Origin of the sequence: Vibrio sp. Vb1755 (assembly GCF_033338635.1) — a bacterium.
GTDB classification, from domain to species: domain Bacteria; phylum Pseudomonadota; class Gammaproteobacteria; order Enterobacterales; family Vibrionaceae; genus Vibrio; species Vibrio alginolyticus.
On the sequence record NZ_JAWOTA010000009.1, the window covers coordinates 110,618 to 130,011 of the forward strand.

Annotated in this window: 20 protein-coding genes; 14 read left to right on the forward strand and 6 right to left on the reverse strand. The window is 46.8% G+C overall.

Features of this window, described 5'->3' with window-relative positions:
* Positions 1-19 precede the first annotated feature (19 nt).
* From R7E00_RS10750 to R7E00_RS10780, 7 genes are read left to right on the forward strand one after another with little or no spacing between them, the layout of a single operon-like run.
* Complete coding sequence (locus tag R7E00_RS10750) at positions 20-619, forward strand: prepilin-type N-terminal cleavage/methylation domain-containing protein (RefSeq protein ID WP_017635010.1); 600 nt, start codon at positions 20-22, stop codon at positions 617-619.
* On the forward strand, positions 606-995 hold the full coding sequence (gene gspI / locus R7E00_RS10755; RefSeq protein ID WP_017635009.1) for a type II secretion system minor pseudopilin GspI: 390 nt from the start codon (positions 606-608) through the stop codon (positions 993-995). Before R7E00_RS10750 ends, gspI begins: the two co-directional genes overlap by 14 nt.
* On the forward strand, positions 982-1,659 hold the full coding sequence (gene gspJ, locus R7E00_RS10760) for a type II secretion system minor pseudopilin GspJ (protein ID WP_005382998.1): 678 nt from the start codon (positions 982-984) through the stop codon (positions 1,657-1,659). The genes gspI and gspJ overlap by 14 nt, the downstream gene beginning before the upstream one ends.
* Positions 1,652-2,662 carry a type II secretion system minor pseudopilin GspK gene (gene gspK, locus R7E00_RS10765; RefSeq protein ID WP_005379302.1) on the forward strand — a complete coding sequence of 337 codons (1,011 nt, stop codon included), beginning with the start codon at positions 1,652-1,654 and terminating at the stop codon, positions 2,660-2,662. Before gspJ ends, gspK begins: the two co-directional genes overlap by 8 nt.
* A complete protein-coding gene (gspL, locus tag R7E00_RS10770) occupies positions 2,631-3,833 on the forward strand; it encodes a type II secretion system protein GspL (protein WP_033905912.1) in 1,203 nt (400 codons plus the stop codon). Before gspK ends, gspL begins: the two co-directional genes overlap by 32 nt.
* A gap of 7 nt (positions 3,834-3,840) precedes the next feature.
* Entirely contained in the window at positions 3,841-4,332 is a 492-nt protein-coding gene (locus R7E00_RS10775; protein ID WP_005383002.1) for a type II secretion system protein M, read from the forward strand.
* Position 4,333: 1 nt separating this feature from the next.
* Positions 4,334-5,095 carry a type II secretion system protein N gene (locus tag R7E00_RS10780; protein ID WP_033905913.1) on the forward strand — a complete coding sequence of 254 codons (762 nt, stop codon included), beginning with the start codon at positions 4,334-4,336 and terminating at the stop codon, positions 5,093-5,095.
* A gap of 302 nt (positions 5,096-5,397) precedes the next feature.
* On the opposite strand, the gene cysQ is transcribed toward R7E00_RS10780, so the two are convergent.
* The 4 genes from cysQ to R7E00_RS10800 all read right to left on the reverse strand — a co-directional run bounded on the left by cysQ (position 5,398) and on the right by R7E00_RS10800 (position 8,423).
* Positions 5,398-6,225, reverse strand: a complete 828-nt coding sequence (gene cysQ, locus R7E00_RS10785; RefSeq protein ID WP_005379308.1) for a 3'(2'),5'-bisphosphate nucleotidase CysQ — start codon at positions 6,223-6,225, stop codon at positions 5,398-5,400.
* A 44-nt stretch (positions 6,226-6,269) separates the two neighbouring features.
* Positions 6,270-6,839, reverse strand: a complete 570-nt coding sequence (nudE, locus tag R7E00_RS10790) for an ADP compounds hydrolase NudE (protein ID WP_005379309.1) — start codon at positions 6,837-6,839, stop codon at positions 6,270-6,272.
* A 176-nt stretch (positions 6,840-7,015) separates the two neighbouring features.
* On the reverse strand, positions 7,016-7,600 hold the full coding sequence (gene nfuA / locus R7E00_RS10795; RefSeq protein ID WP_005379313.1) for a Fe-S biogenesis protein NfuA: 585 nt from the start codon (positions 7,598-7,600) through the stop codon (positions 7,016-7,018).
* Between the two features lie 97 nt (positions 7,601-7,697).
* On the reverse strand, positions 7,698-8,423 hold the full coding sequence (locus R7E00_RS10800; protein WP_054729114.1) for an amidophosphoribosyltransferase: 726 nt from the start codon (positions 8,421-8,423) through the stop codon (positions 7,698-7,700).
* 84 nt (positions 8,424-8,507) lie between these two features.
* Between R7E00_RS10800 and bioH the strand changes: the two genes are divergently transcribed.
* Together bioH and R7E00_RS10810 are read left to right on the forward strand one after the other, a co-directional pair.
* Entirely contained in the window at positions 8,508-9,275 is a 768-nt protein-coding gene (gene bioH, locus R7E00_RS10805) for a pimeloyl-ACP methyl ester esterase BioH (protein ID WP_182015998.1), read from the forward strand.
* A gap of 124 nt (positions 9,276-9,399) precedes the next feature.
* Positions 9,400-9,864 carry a hypothetical protein gene (locus tag R7E00_RS10810; RefSeq protein ID WP_005379316.1) on the forward strand — a complete coding sequence of 155 codons (465 nt, stop codon included), beginning with the start codon at positions 9,400-9,402 and terminating at the stop codon, positions 9,862-9,864.
* Between the two features lie 104 nt (positions 9,865-9,968).
* Here R7E00_RS10810 and R7E00_RS10815 read toward each other — a convergent pair whose 3' ends face one another.
* Positions 9,969-12,290: a Tex family protein gene (locus R7E00_RS10815; RefSeq protein ID WP_258645030.1), complete on the reverse strand. Its 2,322-nt coding sequence runs from the start codon at positions 12,288-12,290 to the stop codon at positions 9,969-9,971.
* Between the two features lie 229 nt (positions 12,291-12,519).
* Between R7E00_RS10815 and R7E00_RS10820 the strand changes: the two genes are divergently transcribed.
* From R7E00_RS10820 to envZ, 5 genes are all read left to right on the forward strand, one after another.
* Complete coding sequence (locus R7E00_RS10820) at positions 12,520-14,400, forward strand: ATP-dependent zinc protease (RefSeq protein WP_086013892.1); 1,881 nt, start codon at positions 12,520-12,522, stop codon at positions 14,398-14,400.
* Positions 14,401-14,517: 117 nt separating this feature from the next.
* Positions 14,518-15,009 carry a transcription elongation factor GreB gene (greB, locus tag R7E00_RS10825; protein ID WP_005379321.1) on the forward strand — a complete coding sequence of 164 codons (492 nt, stop codon included), beginning with the start codon at positions 14,518-14,520 and terminating at the stop codon, positions 15,007-15,009.
* Positions 15,010-15,114: 105 nt separating this feature from the next.
* Positions 15,115-15,510: a DUF1090 domain-containing protein gene (locus R7E00_RS10830; RefSeq protein ID WP_005379332.1), complete on the forward strand. Its 396-nt coding sequence runs from the start codon at positions 15,115-15,117 to the stop codon at positions 15,508-15,510.
* A gap of 129 nt (positions 15,511-15,639) precedes the next feature.
* Complete coding sequence (gene ompR, locus R7E00_RS10835; protein ID WP_005379333.1) at positions 15,640-16,359, forward strand: two-component system response regulator OmpR; 720 nt, start codon at positions 15,640-15,642, stop codon at positions 16,357-16,359.
* Between the two features lie 102 nt (positions 16,360-16,461).
* Entirely contained in the window at positions 16,462-17,754 is a 1,293-nt protein-coding gene (gene envZ, locus R7E00_RS10840) for a two-component system sensor histidine kinase EnvZ (RefSeq protein ID WP_017820700.1), read from the forward strand.
* A gap of 71 nt (positions 17,755-17,825) precedes the next feature.
* Here the strand turns inward: envZ and R7E00_RS10845 are convergent, their stop codons facing one another.
* Entirely contained in the window at positions 17,826-19,214 is a 1,389-nt protein-coding gene (locus R7E00_RS10845) for a uracil-xanthine permease family protein (RefSeq protein ID WP_005379335.1), read from the reverse strand.
* Positions 19,215-19,394 lie beyond the last annotated feature (180 nt).

Sequence of the window (19,394 nt, forward strand, 5' to 3'; positions counted from 1 at the left end):
GCCAGCACTAATGAAACAAATGCGAAAACATAACGGTTTTACATTGATAGAAATTCTATTGGTGCTGGTTTTGCTATCTCTTACGGCTGTGGCCGTGATCTCGACGTTACCGACTAGCCAAAAAGATCTTTCCAAACAGTATGCTCAAAGCTTTTTTCAGCGTTTACAGCTGCTCAATGAAGAAGCGGTGCTGAGCGGTAAAGATTTTGGCGTTCGAGTGGATGATGCCAAATCGACCTACGCTCTACTGAGTTTAACCTCAGAAGGTTGGCAGCCTCTGAAATTAAAGCAGATTCCGAGCAAAACCAAGCTAGAAGAAGATATTACGCTACAACTCGAACTCGGCGGTGGTGCTTGGGATAATGATGAGCGCTTATTCAAACCAGGTTCTCTTTTTGATGAAGACATGTTCGCAGAAGAAGAGGACGAAAAGAAAATTGAGCCACCGCAAGTGTTTATCTTTTCCAGCGCCGAAGTCACGCCATTTACCCTATCTTTTTTTCCGCAAAATGGTGATGCCTTTAATGACGGTTGGCGAGTCATTGGCAAAGAAAGTGGACAAATTTTGTTATTAGCTCCGGGCGAAGAAGTGAAAGAGGATGAGAATGCGCAATTTTAAGCAAGCTCGCCCCAATTTGAGTCATCGCCGGACGAGAGGCATGACCTTACTGGAAGTATTGGTCGCACTGGCCATTTTCGCCACCGCTGCCATCAGTGTCATTCGCTCTGTGAGCCAGCATATTAATACAATCAGTTATCTAGAAGAAAAAATGTTTGCAGCCATGGTTGTGGATAATCAGATGGCAAATGTGATGTTGAATACCGGAGAACTCAAAGCGAAAAACGGCACAGAAGAGCTGGCAGGACGCACTTGGTTCTGGAAAGTCACGCCAGTCGCCACGACGCAGCCATTGCTGAAAGCATTTGATGTAAGCGTCTCGGTAGAGAAAAGCGCGAGCCCTGTAGTAACGGTACGAAGCTATGTGGCGCAATAATCATCCCCGCGCAAACACGCGCCAAAGGGTAAAAGGTTTTACACTTATTGAAGTGTTGGTATCGATTGCCATCTTTGCCAGTTTAAGTGTCGCAGCGTACCAAGTGGTATCGCAAGTACAGCGTAGCAATGCGCTATCACAAGAACGAACCCAACGCTTAAACGAAATTCAGCGTGCCATGGTGATGATGGATAACGATTTTCGTCAAATGGCGATGCGTCAAACACGTACTAATGGTGAAGAGCCTGCTAGCCGGCTAATTTTTTGGTCCGATTACCTGTTGGACTCCGATACTAAAGGGCTGATGTTTGCCCGTTTAGGTTGGCACAACCCTCAGCAGCAGTTCCCTCGTGGAGAAGTAACCAAGGTTGGCTATCGCTTAAAAGAAGAAACACTGCAGCGAGTATGGTGGCGCTACCCTGATACGCCGGTTGGGCAACAAGGCACTGTTACTCCATTGCTAACGCAGGTCGAGTCATTTGATATGCGTTTCTATGATGGTAAGCAATGGAAAAAAGAGTGGGCTGAAGAAAAAGCGCTGCCGAAAGCGGTTTCTGTTGTTCTCACTCTCAAAGACTATGGAGAAATTGTCCGCACTTATCTCACTCCTGATGGCACATTGAGTCAGAAAGAGGAAAGTTCAGGAGACAGCAATAATGGTTAACCGTCAGCGCGGTGTTGCTTTGATTATAGTGTTGATGTTGCTGGCGATTATGGCGACGGTTGCTGCCAGTATGTCAGAACGTTTGTTCTTGCAGTTTCAGCGAGGTGCTAATCAAATCAATTACCAGCAAGCGTATTGGTACAGCCTTGGCGTCGAGGCGCTAGCAAAAGTGGGTATCGAGCAAAGTTATAAAGACACCGACACGATTAATATGAGTCAACCGTGGGCGATAAAAGAGCAAGTCTATCCGTTAGATTATGGTCAAGCGGCGGGACGAATTAGAGACAAGCAAGCGTGCTTTAATCTAAATGTATTGAGTCGTGTGCAACCAACGGGTCAGCAAATTACAAGACCATATTTAGTGAATGTATTGCAGCGCCTATTAGAAGAGTTGGATGTCGAGCCATATCAAGCAGAAATCATTGCAGACTCTACTTGGGAATACATTGATGCTGATGACTCTGTCCGTTCGACTACTGGGGTTGAAGACAGCACATATGAAGCGATGAAACCTTCCTATTTGGCATCAAATGGTTGGATGGCAGATGCTTCCGAGTTACGGGCTGTCTATCAGGTGAGTGGTGAAATTTTCCAAAAATTGGAGCCGTTGGTCTGTGCATTGCCAAGTGATGACTGGCGTTTAAACGTGAATACGATTGATGTTGAGCAAGCTCCGATTTTGGTGGCAATGTTCTCACCAAACTTAAGCAGTAGTGATGCGATTCAGCTAATTGAAAAACGCCCATTTGATGGGTGGGATAGCATTGATGAATTTTTAGCAGAGTCAGAAATGGCTGGCTTAAGTGAAGATGTAAAGAAAAACGCCAAAGGCTATTTGGGTGTAGATAGCGCCTTTTTTGAATTGGATGCACAAGTGTTGGTGGATGAATCACGTGTACGTATCCGAAGCCTTTTGCAAAGTACAAATAGAGAAACGGTGACCGTAGTTCGCCGTCGTTTTGGAGGGATCAGTGAGCGAGTTTCTGACCGTTCGGCTGAGTAGCGAACAACAAAGTACCATTCCTTGGGTGGTGTGGTCGACAGATCAACAGGAAGTGATTGCTAGCGGTGAAATCGCCGGGTGGGAACACTTAGATGAATTGGTCTCATATGCTGGTCAGCGCCAAGTTGTGGCGCTGTTGGCGAGTAATGATGTGGTCCTGACGCAAGTGGATATACCACCTGGTGCAACACGCCAATTCGAGGCGATGTTACCGTACTTAGTGGAAGACGAAGTTGCTCAGGACGTTGATGGCCTGCACTTTAGCGTGTTGGGTAAACAAGCGGATAAAGCGCAGATTTGCGCAGTTGAACGTGCTTGGATTCAGACTGTACTGCAACGTTTCTCAAGCCAAGGTATCGCCATTAAACGCATTTTACCCGATGTGCTTGCGTTACCGGTTCGTGGAGATCACAGCAGTGCTGCAATGATTGGCGAGCAATGGCTAATTCGTCACTCTGCGACAGAGGGCGCGGTTGTCGACGCTTCTTGGTTAGACCTTTACCTCTCTTCTTATCTACAAAATCATGAAGGTTGGAAGCTCGATTGCTTTAGCTCGGTCCCGGAATCTGCGTTACCTGAAATATGGGATCCGCAACCAGAAGAAATGACGATGGCTTTACTGGCGAAGGGGGTGACAGAAAGCAAAGTCAATTTGCTGACTGGGAGCTTCAAGCCGAAATCTTCTTGGGGTAAATACTGGAAGCTCTGGCAAAAAGCCACCATTGCTGCGGGGGTGCTTATCGTTGTCATGGTTGCGCAGCAGTTGCTCGTGGTCCATAAGTACGAAGCACAAGCTCAAGCGTATCGTGAGGAGAGTGAGCGTATTTTCCGCCAAGTGTTCCCAAATAAACGACGCATTCCTACCGTTAGTTACCTCAAACGACAAATGGATGATGAAGAGCGCCGCTTATCTGGTGGAAGTGGTCAGCAGGCAATGTTGTCATGGTTGGCGGCATTACCCGCGACGCTTGGTCAGGTCAGCGACTTGGAGATCACTAGCTTTAAATACGACGGACAACGTGGCGAAGTACGTATTCAGGCTCGTAGTTCAGACTTCCAACCTTTTGAGCAGGCTCGTGTGAAATTGGCAGAGAAGTTTAATGTTGAGCAAGGTCAGTTGAACCGTAGCGATAACGTTGTGGTTGGCAGCTTTGTTTTGAAGCGTTTGTGAGGTGATGATGAAAAATTTAATTTCTCAAGCTCAGGTTTGGTGGAGCAGCATCTCGCAGCGTGAGCAGCGTTTGGTCATGGGATGTGGCGCTATTGCCGTTATCGGTATTATTTATTGGGGTTTATTACAGCCAATGAGTCAACGTGCGGAGCTAGCTCAGTCACGTATTCAAAGTGAAAAGCAGTTGCTAGCTTGGGTACAAGATAAAGCGGATGGCATCACTGCACTGCGAAAAAGCAGCGGTGTGAGCTACTCTAGTCAACCGTTGAATCAGTTGGTTTCTTCTTCAGCTCGTCGTTATAAAGTTGAGTTGATTCGAGTACAACCTCGTAATGAGAGCGTTCAAGTGTGGATCAAACCACTCGCGTTTAATCAACTAGTGGATTGGTTACGTTACTTGAAAGAGCAACAGGGTATTGAAGTCGAATTTTTAGATATCGACCGAACAGAGCAAGCGGGCATGATCGATGTAAACCGCCTTCAGTTTAAGCGAGGTTAAGGTGAAGCGAGCAGTACTTTACGTTGTTATCTTTATCGTCTTTTTTTCAGTCAGTCTTTTAATGGGATTACCAGTCTCTTGGGTGTTACAACAAGCACCAACAGTGAGAGGCCTGGACATTCAAGGAGCCAACGGTTCGGTATGGCAAGGTCAAGCTTCTAGTATTCGTTGGCAGCGTCAGAACCTTGGAGAAGTTAATTGGGATTTCCAATGGTCGAGTTTACTGACAGGTAAAGCGGAGTTTGCTGTGCGCTTTGGTCGTGGTAGTGAAATGGACGTTCGTGGGCGCGGTTTTGTCGGCTATAGCTTAAGTGATGGCCCTTATGCCAAAAACTTAGTTGCCTCGATTCCAGCGGTAAAAGTTGTTGAGCAAGCGCGCCTCCCTGTGCCTGTTGGTGTTGATGGGCAGCTTGAGCTGAATATTCGTCATGCGACTTATGCTGTGCCTTGGTGTAAGAACGGTGAAGGCACTTTAGTATGGAATGCCAGTGGTATTCAAAGCCCCGTTGGCAGCTTAGATCTCGGTCCTGTGATTGCCGATATAAACTGTCAGGATAGTGTATTGACGGCAACTGGTGAGCAGAGCAGCAAACAAGTCTCTGCGGCGTTTTCCGCTGAACTGATGCCTAATCAACGGTACTCAACCAAAGCGTGGTTCAAACCTGGTGCAGAGTTCCCATCCAGCATGGGGGAGCAACTGAAATGGCTGGGTAAGCCGAATGCTCAAGGTCAATATGAGTTTAATTACCAAGGGCGCTTCTAACCTATCGTGACAAAATCCAATATCTTAAAAGAGCTGCTATTGTGCAGCTCTTTTTGCTTTTGGATCATCGTAAGCTAAAACCTCTATTCGCTGTACATTCGATCTTGATTGGGAATGAGTGAAAGTTTAAAGCCATGATTTTTAATCGATTTGTTTCTTTTGTTCAGCTTTGCAAGCAATTGGAACATAGTAGGCCAAATACTCCAAGTGCTGTACAGAAGGTCAAAAAGAAAAGGCCACGAAGATATTCGTGGCCTTTCTATTGCTAGAATTTTGTGCTCTAAATTTTACCGATAGGGCGCTTAATCTTTGCGTTGTAAAATCTCATTCCAAGGTAAATCCGCATCACCAAGAACAATAAAGTTCGGGTTTTCTAGTGTTTCCCGCTCGTTATATGACAGCGGTTCTAATTGCGTGCTGAGAATACGCCCGCCAGCTTCTTCAACAATGCATTGTGTCGCAGCGGTGTCCCACTCACCTGTTGGACCTAGTCGGAGATAGCAATCTACCGCCCCTTCCGCGACGAGGCATGCTTTCAATGCCGCAGAACCGAGCGGTATTAAGTCGTAATTCCAGGCGCTGCTCATACGGTTAGTAATACGATTGATGTCTTGGCGACGACTAATAGCAATTGCGATGCTTTGCTCTGGCTGTTCGTGTTTGTGTGTATGGATTTTGACGCTGTCCGACATGTCGGGAATTTTCCAGGCGCCTTTGCCATTATAAGCGTAGTAAGTCACGCCAGATACAGGACCGTAAACGACGCCCATGGTTGGTCGATTGTTGTCGACCAACGCGATAATAGTGGCAAAGTCACCACTGCGAGCGATGAATTCTTGAGTACCATCAAGAGGGTCGACTAACCAATAACGTTCCCACTGAGCGCGTTGCTCTAAGCTTATGTCTGCGTCTTCTTCTGACAACACGGGAATGTCAGGCGTCAGATCACTCAAGCGTTCAGTGATGAACTTGTGAGCTGCAATATCCGCACTTGTTACGGGAGTTTCGTCACTTTTGGTGTAGGCCTCGTATTGTTTCTTTTCATATATTTCGAGGATCATTTGCCCAGCACTGCGGGCAATCTCGATGACTTGAGGAAGTAGGTGAGATAGATCTTTTGTCATTGGCATAAGTGATAGTCCTTACTCACAGTGTTATTCGGTTCTAATGACCGTTATTGGTTATGCTTGTGAGTGGTGTTTGGTAAGTGTTTCAGTGCCAACATTAGCGCTGTGATGCTTCGTGCTTCACAGAAATCCATGTGAGTTAATAACTCTTCGGCTTGCGCAAGTGGCCAACGCACAATTTCCAGTGGTTCAGGCTCATCGCCTTCTTGCTTCTCTGGATAAAGCGCCTGTCCTAAAAATAGAGTCATTTTGCTCGAAAAGTAAGATGGCGCGAGGATAACTTGTTTCAACGGGGTTAACTGATTACAGCCAAAGCCGATTTCTTCTTTTAACTCACGATCCGCAGCTTGGTGTGGTGTTTCTCCTGGGTCAATCAGCCCTTTTGGGAAACCTAGCTCGTAACGTTCAGTTCCAGCGGCGTATTCACGCACCAGTAATAAATCGCCTTGTTCTGTTACAGGAACCACCATTACAGCATCTCGTCCACTTGGCTTCATACGCTCATAAGTACGATGCTCACCATTGGAAAAACGAAGGTCGAGCGCTTCCACAGCAAACAGTTTGGATTTTGCAACCGTCTGGCATGAGAGTATCTCTGGTGGGGTTCGTTTCGGCATGACGCTGGCTCCTTGGTGTCGTTGGCGTTTACGAGATGCGTAAGATTCTTAATATATGAGAACTCCGCCTGAGTTTCTAGCGGATTTTACGAGTCGAGCTAAGCATCTCAGCATCACCTCAGTATCGATACAAAAATGGGAGACCGAAGCCTCCCATTTTCTGACAGTGTTTACTCTTAGTAGTAAGAGTGATCACCACGGTCATGTTCTGTAGCATCACGAACTGCGGTTAGTTCACCAATGAACTGGTTTAGCAGCTCTTTCTCGATGCCTTCTTTTAGTGTTACGTCAACCATAGAACAGCCATTACAACCGCCACCAAATGCAACAATCGCAACACCGTCTTCAGTGATCTCAACCAAGTTTACGTGACCACCGTGGCCAGCAAGTTGTGGGTTCACTTGAGTTTGGATAACGTACTCAACGCGCTCAACCAGTGGTGCGTCGTCCGCAACTTTACGCATTTTAGCGTTAGGTGCTTTTAGCGTTAGCTGAGAGCCCATTTTATCGGTAACAAAATCGATTTCAGCGTCTTCAAGGAATGGAAGGCTCAGCTCATCCACGTAAGCTGAAAAACCGCTGTAAGAGAGTTCAGTGTCGGTCGATTCTACTGCTTCTGGTGGGCAGTAAGACACGCCACACTCAGCGTTTTGTGTACCTGGGTTCACAACGAAAATACGAATGTTAGTACCTTCAGGTTGTTGACCTAAAAGGTTAGCGAAATGCGTTTGCGCAGTTTCTGTAATAGTAATATTTGACACGACGAATACCCGAGTAAATTTGTAGGTTACTGCTGCTATTCTACTCTTGTTGACGTATGGGTCTAGTCTTTTTGATGCTAAGGCATGGCGAAGCGATCTAGAGAGAACGAGGAGCAGGTGTTCTGCAGATGCAGTAAATATCGATGCTTTCTACGCCAACTTCAAGTAGTAAATGACATAATTGTCGGACGGTACTGCCTGTGGTGACTACATCATCGACGATGGCAACATGGGAAGAGTGAGGGCGCTTATTGAGAATAAACGCGCCTTTTAAGTTTTGTTCACGGCTTGTTTTGGTATTACCACGCTGTGATTGGGCGAGCTTTACTCGACGAAAGACCTTCGCATCAAAATTAGTCTGCAATTGCTTGGCGAGGTGTCGGGCTAAAACATCACTTTGATTAAAACCCCGGCGCAGGTAACGCTGCCAGTGCAATGGCACACTGGTAATGATTGGAGCTGGCGTGGTGATGCGCTGTGCCAGTTGCTCGGTTAATGCTTTTACATGCCAAGACTCTCCGTGATCTTTAAAGCGTTGTACTTCCCGTGAAAGGGGAAAGTCGTAATCGCCTAACGTGTATAGCCTTTGCCATGGCGGTGGCTTTGAAAGACATTCACCACAAATACTATCCGTACTCATTTCTTCTTTCTGTAATGATAAACCGCAGCGTTGACATCGTTTTACCGGAGTTAGGTATTTTAAACAGTGCTCGCACCAGCGCAGAGTATTTGTGTGGCTTGGTGTTTGAATAGGGAACCGACACAGGCCGCATTGACTGCTCAATACGCGATGCATGATGTTTTGCCAGTGATGAGATAACATAGCGTTTATTCATGGTGATATTTTACTCAGCCTAACGCTTGGCTGAAGCCGTAGGGAATAAAATAAGTGGGAGAGATTGAGAGCATGAGCACGAAATTACACTGGCAGTCATTTGGTCAAGGACCAGATTTGGTGTTGCTTCATGGATGGGGCATGAATGGTGCGGTATGGCAGCAGACGGTCGAGTCTCTTCAACCTTATTTCCGAGTGCATGTGGTCGACCTCCCGGGGTACGGACACAGTGCTGAAACTCACGCTGAAGACTTAGCCAAAATTGCTGACCTTGTTCTGCAAGACGCGCCAGAAAAAGCGGTCTGGCTTGGCTGGTCATTAGGTGGCTTGGTGGCAACCCACATTGCACTTAATGCTCCGCAGCGTGTGAGCAAGTTAATCACGGTTGCCAGCTCACCTAAATTTGCCGCAGAAAAACCGTGGCGCGGCATTCAACCGAATGTACTGAGTGCGTTCACCTCTCAGTTGCTAGAAGATTTCTCACTGACCATTGAGCGCTTTATGGCGTTGCAAGCGATGGGCAGCCCATCAGCGCGTAAAGACGTTAAACAGCTCAAGCAAGCGGTACTATCGCGCCCTCAGCCAAACCCTGAATCGCTGTTGGTTGGGCTAAACATCCTTGCTGATGTGGATCTGCGCGATGCGTTGACGTCTCTTTCTGTTCCAATGTTGCGTCTTTATGGCCGTTTAGATGGGTTGGTGCCAATTAAAGTAGCTAATGATTTAAGTGAACAGTTGCCTCATACCCAACAGTTTGTTTTTAATCAGTCCTCTCATGCGCCTTTTATCACCGAACATGACGAATTTTGTGTTCAAATCCGAGAGTTTGCTCACGATTGAGCAAGTACGAGCGGAAATACCTCAAGTTGTTTAAAAAGTGGTCGATATAAAGTCTGGTGAGGTTTTATTAGCCAATAAAGCTAAGCCATATTGACGAGTTGGGCGACTCTGAGGAGGGTTCGCAATGATTGTGTCACCGACCAACGTAAGTGTGCCACTGATCGCCCCATCCGTGAATGTGCAGACGGAACAAGCAGCTCGCGACAATAAAGTCCGAGAGCCTGTAACGCCAACGGTCGCATTGGCCAAAACCAATGCAGAGCGAAAAGTAAAAGGTGACGACAAGCGCCGACGTCAGTCTTCTTGGGATCCTTCAGAGCATCCTGATTATGATATGGAAACGGAAGTCGACACGCGTTATCAAGAAGAGCCGGAAGATACACTAGAACGGCTTTTTAGTTTGCTTGCGCTCAAATCGTATAGTGAAGACCAGGGGAAAGGCTACGCGATCCGCTTTCGCTTACCAAAGCGCATTTTGGATGCTGCGATCAATGAAGGATTAATGGAAAAGCGCAGGAAGGTGATCAAGTTTCATTATGGTCATGCAGTCGCTCCCCATACCCCGTCAGAAGTGATAGCAGTATTATGACGACTCAATATCCTACTCAAACAAAAACGCTCCAAGCAGGTTGACTGATTGGAGCGTTTTCTTTTTAGTTATGAAAGCTCGTTAGCGGTGAAGCCTAGGTAAGGTTACTTTTTCGCTTTAGCAAACGCTGCAGCAAACGCACCGCCCATCGCGCTGTTCGATGACGAATCATCACGGCGAGGCTGACGACGCTGCGGTTGGTCATTACGACGTGGCGCTGCTGATGAGCGTTGGCTGCGGTTGTCTTGACCCGGTTCGTCGTTCATACGCATCGATAGACCAATACGCTTACGCTGCACGTCAACTTCCATCACTTTCACTTTGACGATGTCGCCCGCTTTCACCACTTCACGTGGGTCAGACACGTAACGATCTGTCAGTGCAGAGATGTGTACGAGACCATCTTGGTGAACGCCAATATCAACGAAGGCACCGAAGTTGGCTACGTTTGATACCACACCTTCTAGAATCATGCCCGGTTCCAAGTCAGATACCGAGTTTACACCTTCTGCAAAGGTCGCCGTTTTGAATTCTGGACGTGGGTCACGACCCGGCTTGTCTAACTCTTTGATGATGTCTGTAATGGTTGGAACGCCGAAGTTATCGTCGGTGTAATCGACCGCATGCAGACCTTTAAGGAAGCTTGAATCACCAATCAGTGCTTTGATGTCTTTGTTGTTCTTCTCAGAAATTGCTTTGACCACCGGGTACGCTTCTGGGTGAACCGCAGACGCATCAAGTGGGTTCTTACCATCCATGACTCGTAGGAAGCCCGCACACTGCTCGAACGCCTTAGGACCTAAACGAGGTACTTTCTTCAAGGTTGTACGTGCTTCAAAGCGACCGTTTTCATCGCGGAAGTCGACAATGTTCTGCGCGATGGTGCTTGATAAGCCTGCTACGCGTGTTAATAGTGCGGCAGAAGCGGTGTTCACATCAACACCAACCGCATTTACACAGTCTTCCACAATCGCATCTAGGCGTTTTGCCAACATAGATTGGCTTACATCGTGCTGGTATTGACCCACACCAATAGATTTCGGATCAATTTTCACGAGTTCAGCCAATGGATCTTGCAAACGACGTGCAATCGACACTGCACCACGCAGTGATACGTCCATATTCGGGAACTCTTTTGCTGCAAGCTCAGACGCTGAGTAAACCGAAGCCCCCGCTTCACTTACTATGATCTTCTGAACTTTCAGGTTGCCACGTTTGATGACGTCTGCGACAAAGCTGTCGGTTTCACGTGAAGCCGTACCGTTACCAATCGCAATCAAATCCACGTTGTACTTACGCACCAACTGCTCAACGATTTGTGCTGACTTGTCGTATTGTTTTTGTGGTGGGTGAGGGTAGATGGTTTCGGTTGCAAGCACTTTACCTGTTGAGTCGACAACCGCGATTTTTGAACCTGTACGCAGACCCGGATCGAGACCAAGTGTTGCACGAGGGCCAGCCGGTGCTGCCATCAACAAGTCTTTTAGGTTAGTGGCGAATACTTCAATCGCTTCGATTTCAGCGCGCTCTTTCATTGCGCCCATTAGCTCGGTTTCCATGTGCATCGATACTTTGATGCGCCATGCCCAGCTGATCACTTGCTTACACCAGGTATCCGCAGGTGCGCTGCTTAGCGTTACGCCATAATGGTCGGCGATAATCGTTTCGCAGTAAGACTGACGAGCGCCTTCTTCCTGTTCTGGATCAGCGTTCATCGCCAATGTCAGGAAGCCTTCGTTACGGCCACGCAACATCGCCAGTGCTCGGTGCGATGGCACTTTGCTTAGGGGCTCGTTGTGGTTGAAGTAATCTTTAAACTTCTCGCCTTCTTGCTCTTTGCCTTCAACGACTCGTGAGACCAGTTCCGCATTGCGATTTAAGTGGTTGCGAATTTTTTCCAGTAAGTTTGCGTCTTCTGCGATGCGCTCCATGATGATCGCGCGAGCGCCATCCAATGCAGCTTTGGTGTCTGCGATGCCTTTGTCTGCATCAAGGTATTTGCTTGCTTCGCTTTCTGGCTCGGTTTGTGGGTGATTCCAAAGCTGATCTGCGAGCGGCTCAAGACCAGCCTCAATCGCGATCTGACCTTTCGTACGACGCTTGGGTTTGTAAGGTAGGTATAAGTCTTCAAGACGAGTTTTGCTGTCTGCCTGCGCGATCTCTTGTTCTAGCTCTGGCGTCAGTTTGCCTTGCTCTTGGATTGATTTGAGGATGGTTTGACGGCGATCATCCATTTCACGAAGGTAAGACAGACGGCTGTCCAAAGTACGAAGCTGGGTATCATCAAGGCCCCCCGTCACCTCTTTGCGGTAACGTGCAATAAAAGGGACAGTGTTGCCATCATCAATTAGGGTGACAGCGGCGTTGACTTGCTCTGGGCGAACATTCAGTTCTTGAGCAATCATGCGACAGATAGCTTGGCTCATCCGTGTTTTCTCTTTTAATTCGGTTTTGGTTGTATAGAACATTGGGGTCGTTCGAAGAATTTGCAATGTTTTAAATTAACGAGGCAAAAATTTACCGGGCGCTGGTGGACATCAGTCAGATTTATGTCAAAACTGTAATTAAATTGAGAACTTATATCCGCAGTTATCGACTAACCTAATTCCACGGTTGTTGATATCACTAAATGTACCTCGGCTTATACGGATAATCATGATGAAAAAAATGTCTTTGGCGTTAGCGCTTACGAGTGCCTTACTTGTCGCCCCGCTTAGTTGGGCGCAGTCTATCTCAGGAACCACACAAGCTCCCGTTTATCAGCTCGATAACAAATTGGTACTAGGGCGTGTGGAGAGCGTCTACTACAGTGACATTCCGGAACTAAAAGCGGTGCCATTTATTGGCAAGATTGATACTGGTGCAGATACGACATCGATGCATGCGGAGAATATCCATGTCAGTAGCTCACACCCAGATTACCAAGATTTGAAAGATAACGAGTTACTTTGGGCGATTGTCGATGACTTAGGTGGTACGAAGGCAAAGTGGGACGCCGACAGCTTTAAGCCATATCAAGTAAAGGTTAGCTTTACGGTTCCTCACCCTTATACAGGGAAGGAAATACAGATTACCGATGATCTGGAAAGAGTGAGCGCGATTCGCAGTCGAACAAGCAAAAAGCCCATCCTACGCCCGACAATAAAAATGCCGATGACAATCGCTGGTCACACCGTTGATACGGAAGTGAACCTGACCAAGCGTACGCAATTCTCTTCTCCTATCTTGATTGGTAAAACCTATCTCGATGATAACGCATGGGTCTTCGCTGGTTACGATTACCTTCAAGAACAGCCACGCGCAAAAATGATTGGCAAAAAAGAGACGGTTGAAGTCGAAGGTGTGCCATATAAGATCAGCATCTCAACTTCTAGCCGTTATACCAACGTCCATGCACTGGACATCAAGGTAGACAAAAAGCATAACGAAGTCTCTTTTATGTTAGAGGGCGAGAATGGCAAGCGTCATCCAATGACATTACCCTTGGTACGAATGCTGAAAACGACCAAAAGCGAGCGCCCTTTAGTCTATTTACCCGTCAAAGTCGGCGAAAATGAAACTCAACGTTGGTTGGTGTATCTGCGTGATCGCAGTAAGTTCAGTTCGCAAATTCGCTTAGGTCGGGACGTCGCGAGTCAGCACTTTGTTATTGATACGGACAGAGAAAATCTACTGGGTGGCGTAGAAAAAACGTTCAAAAGCGCACTCAAATCAAAACCTCTTGTCGTTTCACCAGAAGAACAGGTCACCATTGATGGTTATACCGTCCCTGCTTACCCCACTTTTACTGTGAAAACGCCATTACTGCGTGTAAATGGGTTTGAAGTAACAGAAAAAGGTAAGGATGAATCCGTCACGTTTTATTTAATGAACGATGAGGGGAAAGAAGAAAAAATCACCAAACCAGTGTTGAAAAAGCTCAAGGTTGGCAGCGCGGTTCGCCCTGTTGTCGAAGGAGACTTTCTTCTCGGTAGAAAAGACACATCAATGAAGTTTGCGCTCGATGTGCTTGATGAGGGTGACACTCAACCCTTTTTCGTCTTTGGTCATGACATAGCCAAGGGTGGTGTGTTGCTGAACACTCGCGCAGACCATCTACTAGATGCAAGGCCACTTTTCAAAGCTGGCCATATCGAAGTGGCTGAAGTTGAGGGGATGTCTTTCCCTGTGAAGTTAGACACGGGTGCAGATGTAAGCTCAATCAATGCTAAGAACATCAAGCAGTTTAAGAAAGACGGCAAAGACATGGTGAGCTTTACCTATGAGAACGATCTTGGCATGAAACAGGCGTTTACCAAGCCTGTTGTTGATGTCATGCGTATTAAAGCGAAGAAAGGCGAGAAAGCGAACGTACGCCCTGTGGTTGAAATGCATGTTAAGCTTGGCGAATTAGAGAAGAAGATCCGAGTCAACTTACAGGACCGAGGTCGCTTCCATTACAGCATGATTTTAGGTAAAAACTTCCTAAAACATGGCGCGGTTGTTTCGAGTGATACGAATTACATCGTGACGCAAAAACCGGATTACGAAAAGTAACACTCTGGCCGCCTTATCACCTTGATACCCAAAGCCTGAACAACATTGGATCTTTGGGTATATCATCTCCTTAATGCTGCCAAAGAGCAGCATTTTTTAGTTGAGATAGGAGTTAATTTGAAAACTAAGCTGATTACACGAGAAGGTTACAACAAACTCAAACAAGAGCATGATTACCTTTGGAATGAAAAGCGCCCGGAAATCACCAAGATCGTCACTTGGGCGGCGAGCCTGGGCGATCGCTCAGAAAATGCGGATTACACCTTCAATAAACGTTTACTCCGTCAGATCGACCGTCGTGTCCGCTTCCTTCGTAAATTCCTGCCAGAAGTCACGATCGTTGACTATTCTCCGCAACAAGAAGGCAAAGTCTTTTTTGGTGCATGGGTGGAAATAGAAAATGAGGCAGGAGAAGTGAAAAAGTTTCGTATTGTCGGGCCTGAAGAGATTTATGGCGATGCGAAAGACTACATCTCTATCGATTCACCTATGGCGCGAGCGATGTTGAAAAAACAAGTGGATGAAGAGTTCACGGTACGCACCCCAGAAGGTGAAAAAGAGTGGTTCATCAACTCAATTGAATATACTCAACCGGCCTCGGAAGACTGAGGCTTTATCACCGATTCAAGTCTCATGAAGTTCACTAGGAGTGACTTGGGTCTCAATGTCAGAATATTTGGTATAAAGGCATGGTGCCTTTCTCGGAGAAGTAAAATGAACAAAGCAGTCATGTGTAGTGCTGCACTAACAATAGGTTTCTCACTTTCAGTTTTTGCTCAAGATGAAGTGAAAGGCTGTGACGCTAAAGAGTTAGCGGTAGAGCAGCAGCTTGAGTATGCAAAAGCGCAAGGTAATGAGCATCGCATTAAAGGCTTGGAGCAAGCACTTTCCGCTATCCAGAATGAATGCTCGGAAGGTGAGCTGCGCCAAGAGCTGCAAACAGAAGTGGAAGAAAAGACTAAAGAAGTTGAGGAGCGAGAGGAAGAATTAGTCGAAGCTCAGCATTCAGGGAAAGCAGACAAAATTGAGAAAAAACGTCACAAGCTGGCTGAGGCACAGCAAGAGCTGCTTGAGGCCAAACGTGAACTGGAATGGAATTATGGTCAATAGTAGGTGCTGAAAATACCTGCTAGAGAGAGAATAAAGCGCTTAAGATAAAAAGAGTAACAATTTGCTTGAGCACGTTAGGAAAAACAGTGATACATTTTCGACAATAGACGCTTCTGAAAGGATGTTTCAATGCAAGAAAATCATAAAATTTTAGTGGTTGATGACGATGCTCGTTTACGTGCTCTATTGGAGCGTTACCTTTCTGAGCAAGGTTTTCAGGTACGAAGTGTCGCCAATGGCGAACAGATGGATCGCCTACTAACGCGCGAAAACTTTCACTTAATGGTGCTGGACCTAATGTTGCCAGGTGAAGACGGTTTGTCAATTTGTCGTCGTCTACGCCACGCGAACAATATGTTGCCAATCTTAATGCTCACCGCGAAAGGTGATGAAGTGGACCGCATCGTGGGTCTTGAGGTAGGGGCGGATGATTATTTGCCAAAACCGTTTAACCCACGCGAATTGTTGGCTCGCATCAAGGCAGTATTACGCCGCCAAACTGTAGAGTTGCCGGGTGCACCAAGCACGGAAGAAAAAGTGGTGGAGTTCGGGGAGTTCCGACTCAATCTAGGCACTCGCGAGATGTTCCGCGGTGACGAGGCAATGCCACTCACCTCTGGAGAGTTTGCTGTCCTAAAGGCGCTCGTGATGAATGCGCGTGAGCCAATGTCACGAGACAAATTGATGAACATGGCGCGTGGCCGTGAATATTCTGCAATGGAACGTTCTATTGACGTACAAATCTCACGTTTACGTCGCATGTTAGAAGACGATCCGAGCAAGCCGCGCTACATTCAAACCGTATGGGGCCTAGGTTATGTTTTCGTCCCAGACGGCAAAGAGGTGTAACCTCTTCACTCCATAGCCAGCACTTGGCTATAGCAACTTCAGCCTTCATTACCTTCCCTTTGAAGGCTGAAATTTCGCGATTAGGACCACTAGGAACGTTCCATGCGCATCCGAAGTTCACTGACACAATCTATTCTGCTGTTCATCTCTTTGCTTCTCGCGAGCCAAGTTTTCTCTTACTACGCCGTTTTTAACTACGCGTTGATGCCGAGTTTGCAGCAGTTCAATAAAATTCTCGCCCATGAGCTCAATTTGGTGCTTGATGATGAAGGACCTTTAAAGTCTGATGCACCGTTAAGGCGTCAATTGTTAGAAAGATTAGGGGTGACGGTTCATAGTCTCGATAGCGATAAGGCGATTGAATTTCATCACGCAATGTCGATTGATTTGATGTCTGAAGAAATGAGCCAAGAGCTGGGTTCGCCCACAGAAGTGCGCTTATTGCTTGGCGATGAAAGTTACATTTTGTGGATGCACATCGAAAAGTTGCCGAACTCCATCATTCGTATTCCGTTATCTGAGCTGCAAGAAGAAGATTTTGCCCCGCTGTTTCGTAACAGCTTGATTATGGCGCTGCTGATCATTGCAGGTGGTTGGTTGTTTATTCGTTTGCAAAACCGTCCACTTTTGGCTTTAGAGAGAGCCGCGAAAGACGTCGGTCGAGGTGAGATCCCGCCCCCCTTAGCAGAGAAAGGCGCATCGGAGATTCGCTCTGTAACTCGAGCCTTTAATCAAATGTCGAAAGGTATTCAAGAGCTAGAAGAAGACCGAGCCTTATTAATGGCAGGGATTAGCCATGACTTACGAACACCTCTGACGCGTATTCGCCTAGCAACAGAAATGATGTCTCCTGAGGACAGCTATCTTGCGGAGGGGATCATTAGCGATACGGAAGAATGTAATGAGATCATCAGTCAGTTTATGGATTATCTCAAACCGGTGAACCAAGAATCGTTTGAAGCGGTTGATATCAGTACGATTGCCAGTGACGTCGCCAGTTCTGAAGGTGGCTATGAGGTTGAAATTGAAACAGATCTTAATCTTAACTTGCCGCCAGCCAAAGGAAGCGCGATTGCGATTAAGCGGGCGATCAGTAACTTAGTTGTGAATGCGCTACGTTATGGCAATGGCTGGGTCAAAATCAGCACTGGTGTGACAGCAGATAAGCAGCTAGTGTGGATTTCAGTAGAGGACAATGGACCGGGTATCGAGCATTCTCAAATCGCGAGGTTATTTGAACCCTTTACGCGTGGTGACACCGCTCGCGGTAGTGAAGGCACTGGGCTAGGGTTGGCGATTGTGAAGCGTATAATCAGCCAACATTCAGGCTCTGTGGTGATGCGTAATCGCAGTGAAGGCGGTTTAATCGCTCAAATCAGCTTTCCTACCAAGTAAGTCGATGGCCTGCACCCTTTAAACAAAAAGCCCAACCTAAATAGGTTGGGCTTTTCTTATTCTCAATAATCTTAAGACTCTTTCACTTCCTGAGGAAGTTCATCTTCGTCTTCCAGTTTCTCTGGCAGAAGTAGATTTAAAATGATCGCTGTGATGCCACCTGCTGCAACACCAGTTGAGAAAATACTCTTAATAAATTCTGGCATAAATTGCAGGATCTCTGGTTTTTGTGCGATACCAAGTCCCATTGAGAAGGATAAGGCCATGATCAGAATTGCGCGGCGATCGAGCTCAACACGAGAGATAATACGCACACCAGCGGCAGCAATCGTACCAAACATGACAATCGTTGCGCCGCCAAGTACTGGCTCAGGAATCAGCTGAACAAAGCTAGCGACGCCAGGAAACAAGCCAAGAATCACTAACATGCCAGAAATAAAGTAACCCACGTAGCGGCTCGCGACTCCTGTTAGCATGATGATGCCGTTATTCTGGCTAAACGTTGAGTTCGGGAAGCTGTTGAAAACGGCTGCGATTGCAGAGTTTAAGCCGTCTGCTAACACACCGCCCTTAATGCGTTTCATGTACACTGGGCCTTTTACTGGCTCACCAGACACTTCAGATGTTGCGGTAATATCACCGATGGCTTCTAGTGCGGTAATAAAGAAAATCAGTACCAGCGGAATGAACAGAGACCAGTCAAACGATAAGCCATATTGCATTGGTACGGGCAGTGCTACGATCTCGGTTGCGCCTAGCTGAGAAGTATCTACCATCCCCATAAAATACGCCATGATGTAGCCCACTAGCATCGCAATCACGATTGAAGCCACACGGATGTATGGGTTTTTCGAGCGGTTTAAAATCACAATTAATCCAAGTACCGTCCCAGCCAGAGCAAGTTTGTCTAAGCTGCCGAAGGTTCCTTCATTTAATGCTGCGTAGCCACCGCCCATTGATACTAAGCCGACTTGAATCAGTGTGAGACCGATAAGAGTGACGACGATGCCTGAAACAAGCGGAGTGATGATTCGGCGGGCATGCTCCAACACGCGAGATAGAAAAATTTCTGCAAATGATGCGACTAAAATCGTACCAAAAATGGCAGCCATCATGGTACTGATGTCTGCTCCACCGGCTTTCAGCGATAGGCCTGCACCAATAATAGGACCTAAAAAGTTAAAGCTGGTGCCTTGAACAGAGAGCAAACCAGAGCCAATTGGGCCAACGGTGCGAATTTGAATAAACGAAGACACGCCTGACGCAAACAAAGACATGCTGATGATGGTATTCGTTTGGTCTGCTGGTACACCCAAAGACTGACAGATGATCAGTGACGGAGTGATAACCGCGACGAACATCGCCAATAAGTGCTGAAGTGCGGCAAAAATGGTTTGAGGCAAAGGTGGTCGATCGTTGAGTTGATAGACCAGTTCCGAAGATCGGTTTGAAGTTGTCATTGTTTGTCTCGCTAGTCGCAATATTTCCCTAGTTCTCGCTGAATGGGAGAGCAGGGTGGAGTTGACGTCGTTACCTGTGATTGCTGTTAATCAGAGTCAACTCAGGTTGGTGGAGTGTGATCTAACACACTTAAAAATTTGTGCGCGATTATAGAGAGATTTACTCAAAAAGCAAACGTT

Excerpts from the sequence above, each read along its gene's own strand:
- R7E00_RS10775 (WP_005383002.1), top strand. The coding sequence starts at position 3,841 with ATGAAAAATTTAATTTCTCAAGCTCAGGTTTGGTGGAGCAGCATCTCG.
- R7E00_RS10750 (WP_017635010.1), top strand. The coding sequence starts at position 20 with ATGCGAAAACATAACGGTTTTACATTGATAGAAATTCTATTGGTGCTG.
- nudE (WP_005379309.1), bottom strand. The coding sequence starts at position 6,839 with ATGCCGAAACGAACCCCACCAGAGATACTCTCATGCCAGACGGTTGCA.
- R7E00_RS10810 (WP_005379316.1), top strand. The coding sequence starts at position 9,400 with ATGATTGTGTCACCGACCAACGTAAGTGTGCCACTGATCGCCCCATCC.
- R7E00_RS10815 (WP_258645030.1), bottom strand. The coding sequence starts at position 12,290 with ATGAGCCAAGCTATCTGTCGCATGATTGCTCAAGAACTGAATGTTCGC.
- R7E00_RS10820 (WP_086013892.1), top strand. The coding sequence starts at position 12,520 with ATGATGAAAAAAATGTCTTTGGCGTTAGCGCTTACGAGTGCCTTACTT.
- envZ (WP_017820700.1), top strand. The coding sequence starts at position 16,462 with ATGCGCATCCGAAGTTCACTGACACAATCTATTCTGCTGTTCATCTCT.
- R7E00_RS10800 (WP_054729114.1), bottom strand. The coding sequence starts at position 8,423 with ATGTTATCTCATCACTGGCAAAACATCATGCATCGCGTATTGAGCAGT.
- ompR (WP_005379333.1), top strand. The coding sequence starts at position 15,640 with ATGCAAGAAAATCATAAAATTTTAGTGGTTGATGACGATGCTCGTTTA.
- gspI (WP_017635009.1), top strand. The coding sequence starts at position 606 with ATGCGCAATTTTAAGCAAGCTCGCCCCAATTTGAGTCATCGCCGGACG.
- cysQ (WP_005379308.1), bottom strand. The coding sequence starts at position 6,225 with ATGCCAATGACAAAAGATCTATCTCACCTACTTCCTCAAGTCATCGAG.
- R7E00_RS10830 (WP_005379332.1), top strand. The coding sequence starts at position 15,115 with ATGAACAAAGCAGTCATGTGTAGTGCTGCACTAACAATAGGTTTCTCA.
- bioH (WP_182015998.1), top strand. The coding sequence starts at position 8,508 with ATGAGCACGAAATTACACTGGCAGTCATTTGGTCAAGGACCAGATTTG.
- gspK (WP_005379302.1), top strand. The coding sequence starts at position 1,652 with ATGGTTAACCGTCAGCGCGGTGTTGCTTTGATTATAGTGTTGATGTTG.
- R7E00_RS10845 (WP_005379335.1), bottom strand. The coding sequence starts at position 19,214 with ATGACAACTTCAAACCGATCTTCGGAACTGGTCTATCAACTCAACGAT.
- gspJ (WP_005382998.1), top strand. The coding sequence starts at position 982 with ATGTGGCGCAATAATCATCCCCGCGCAAACACGCGCCAAAGGGTAAAA.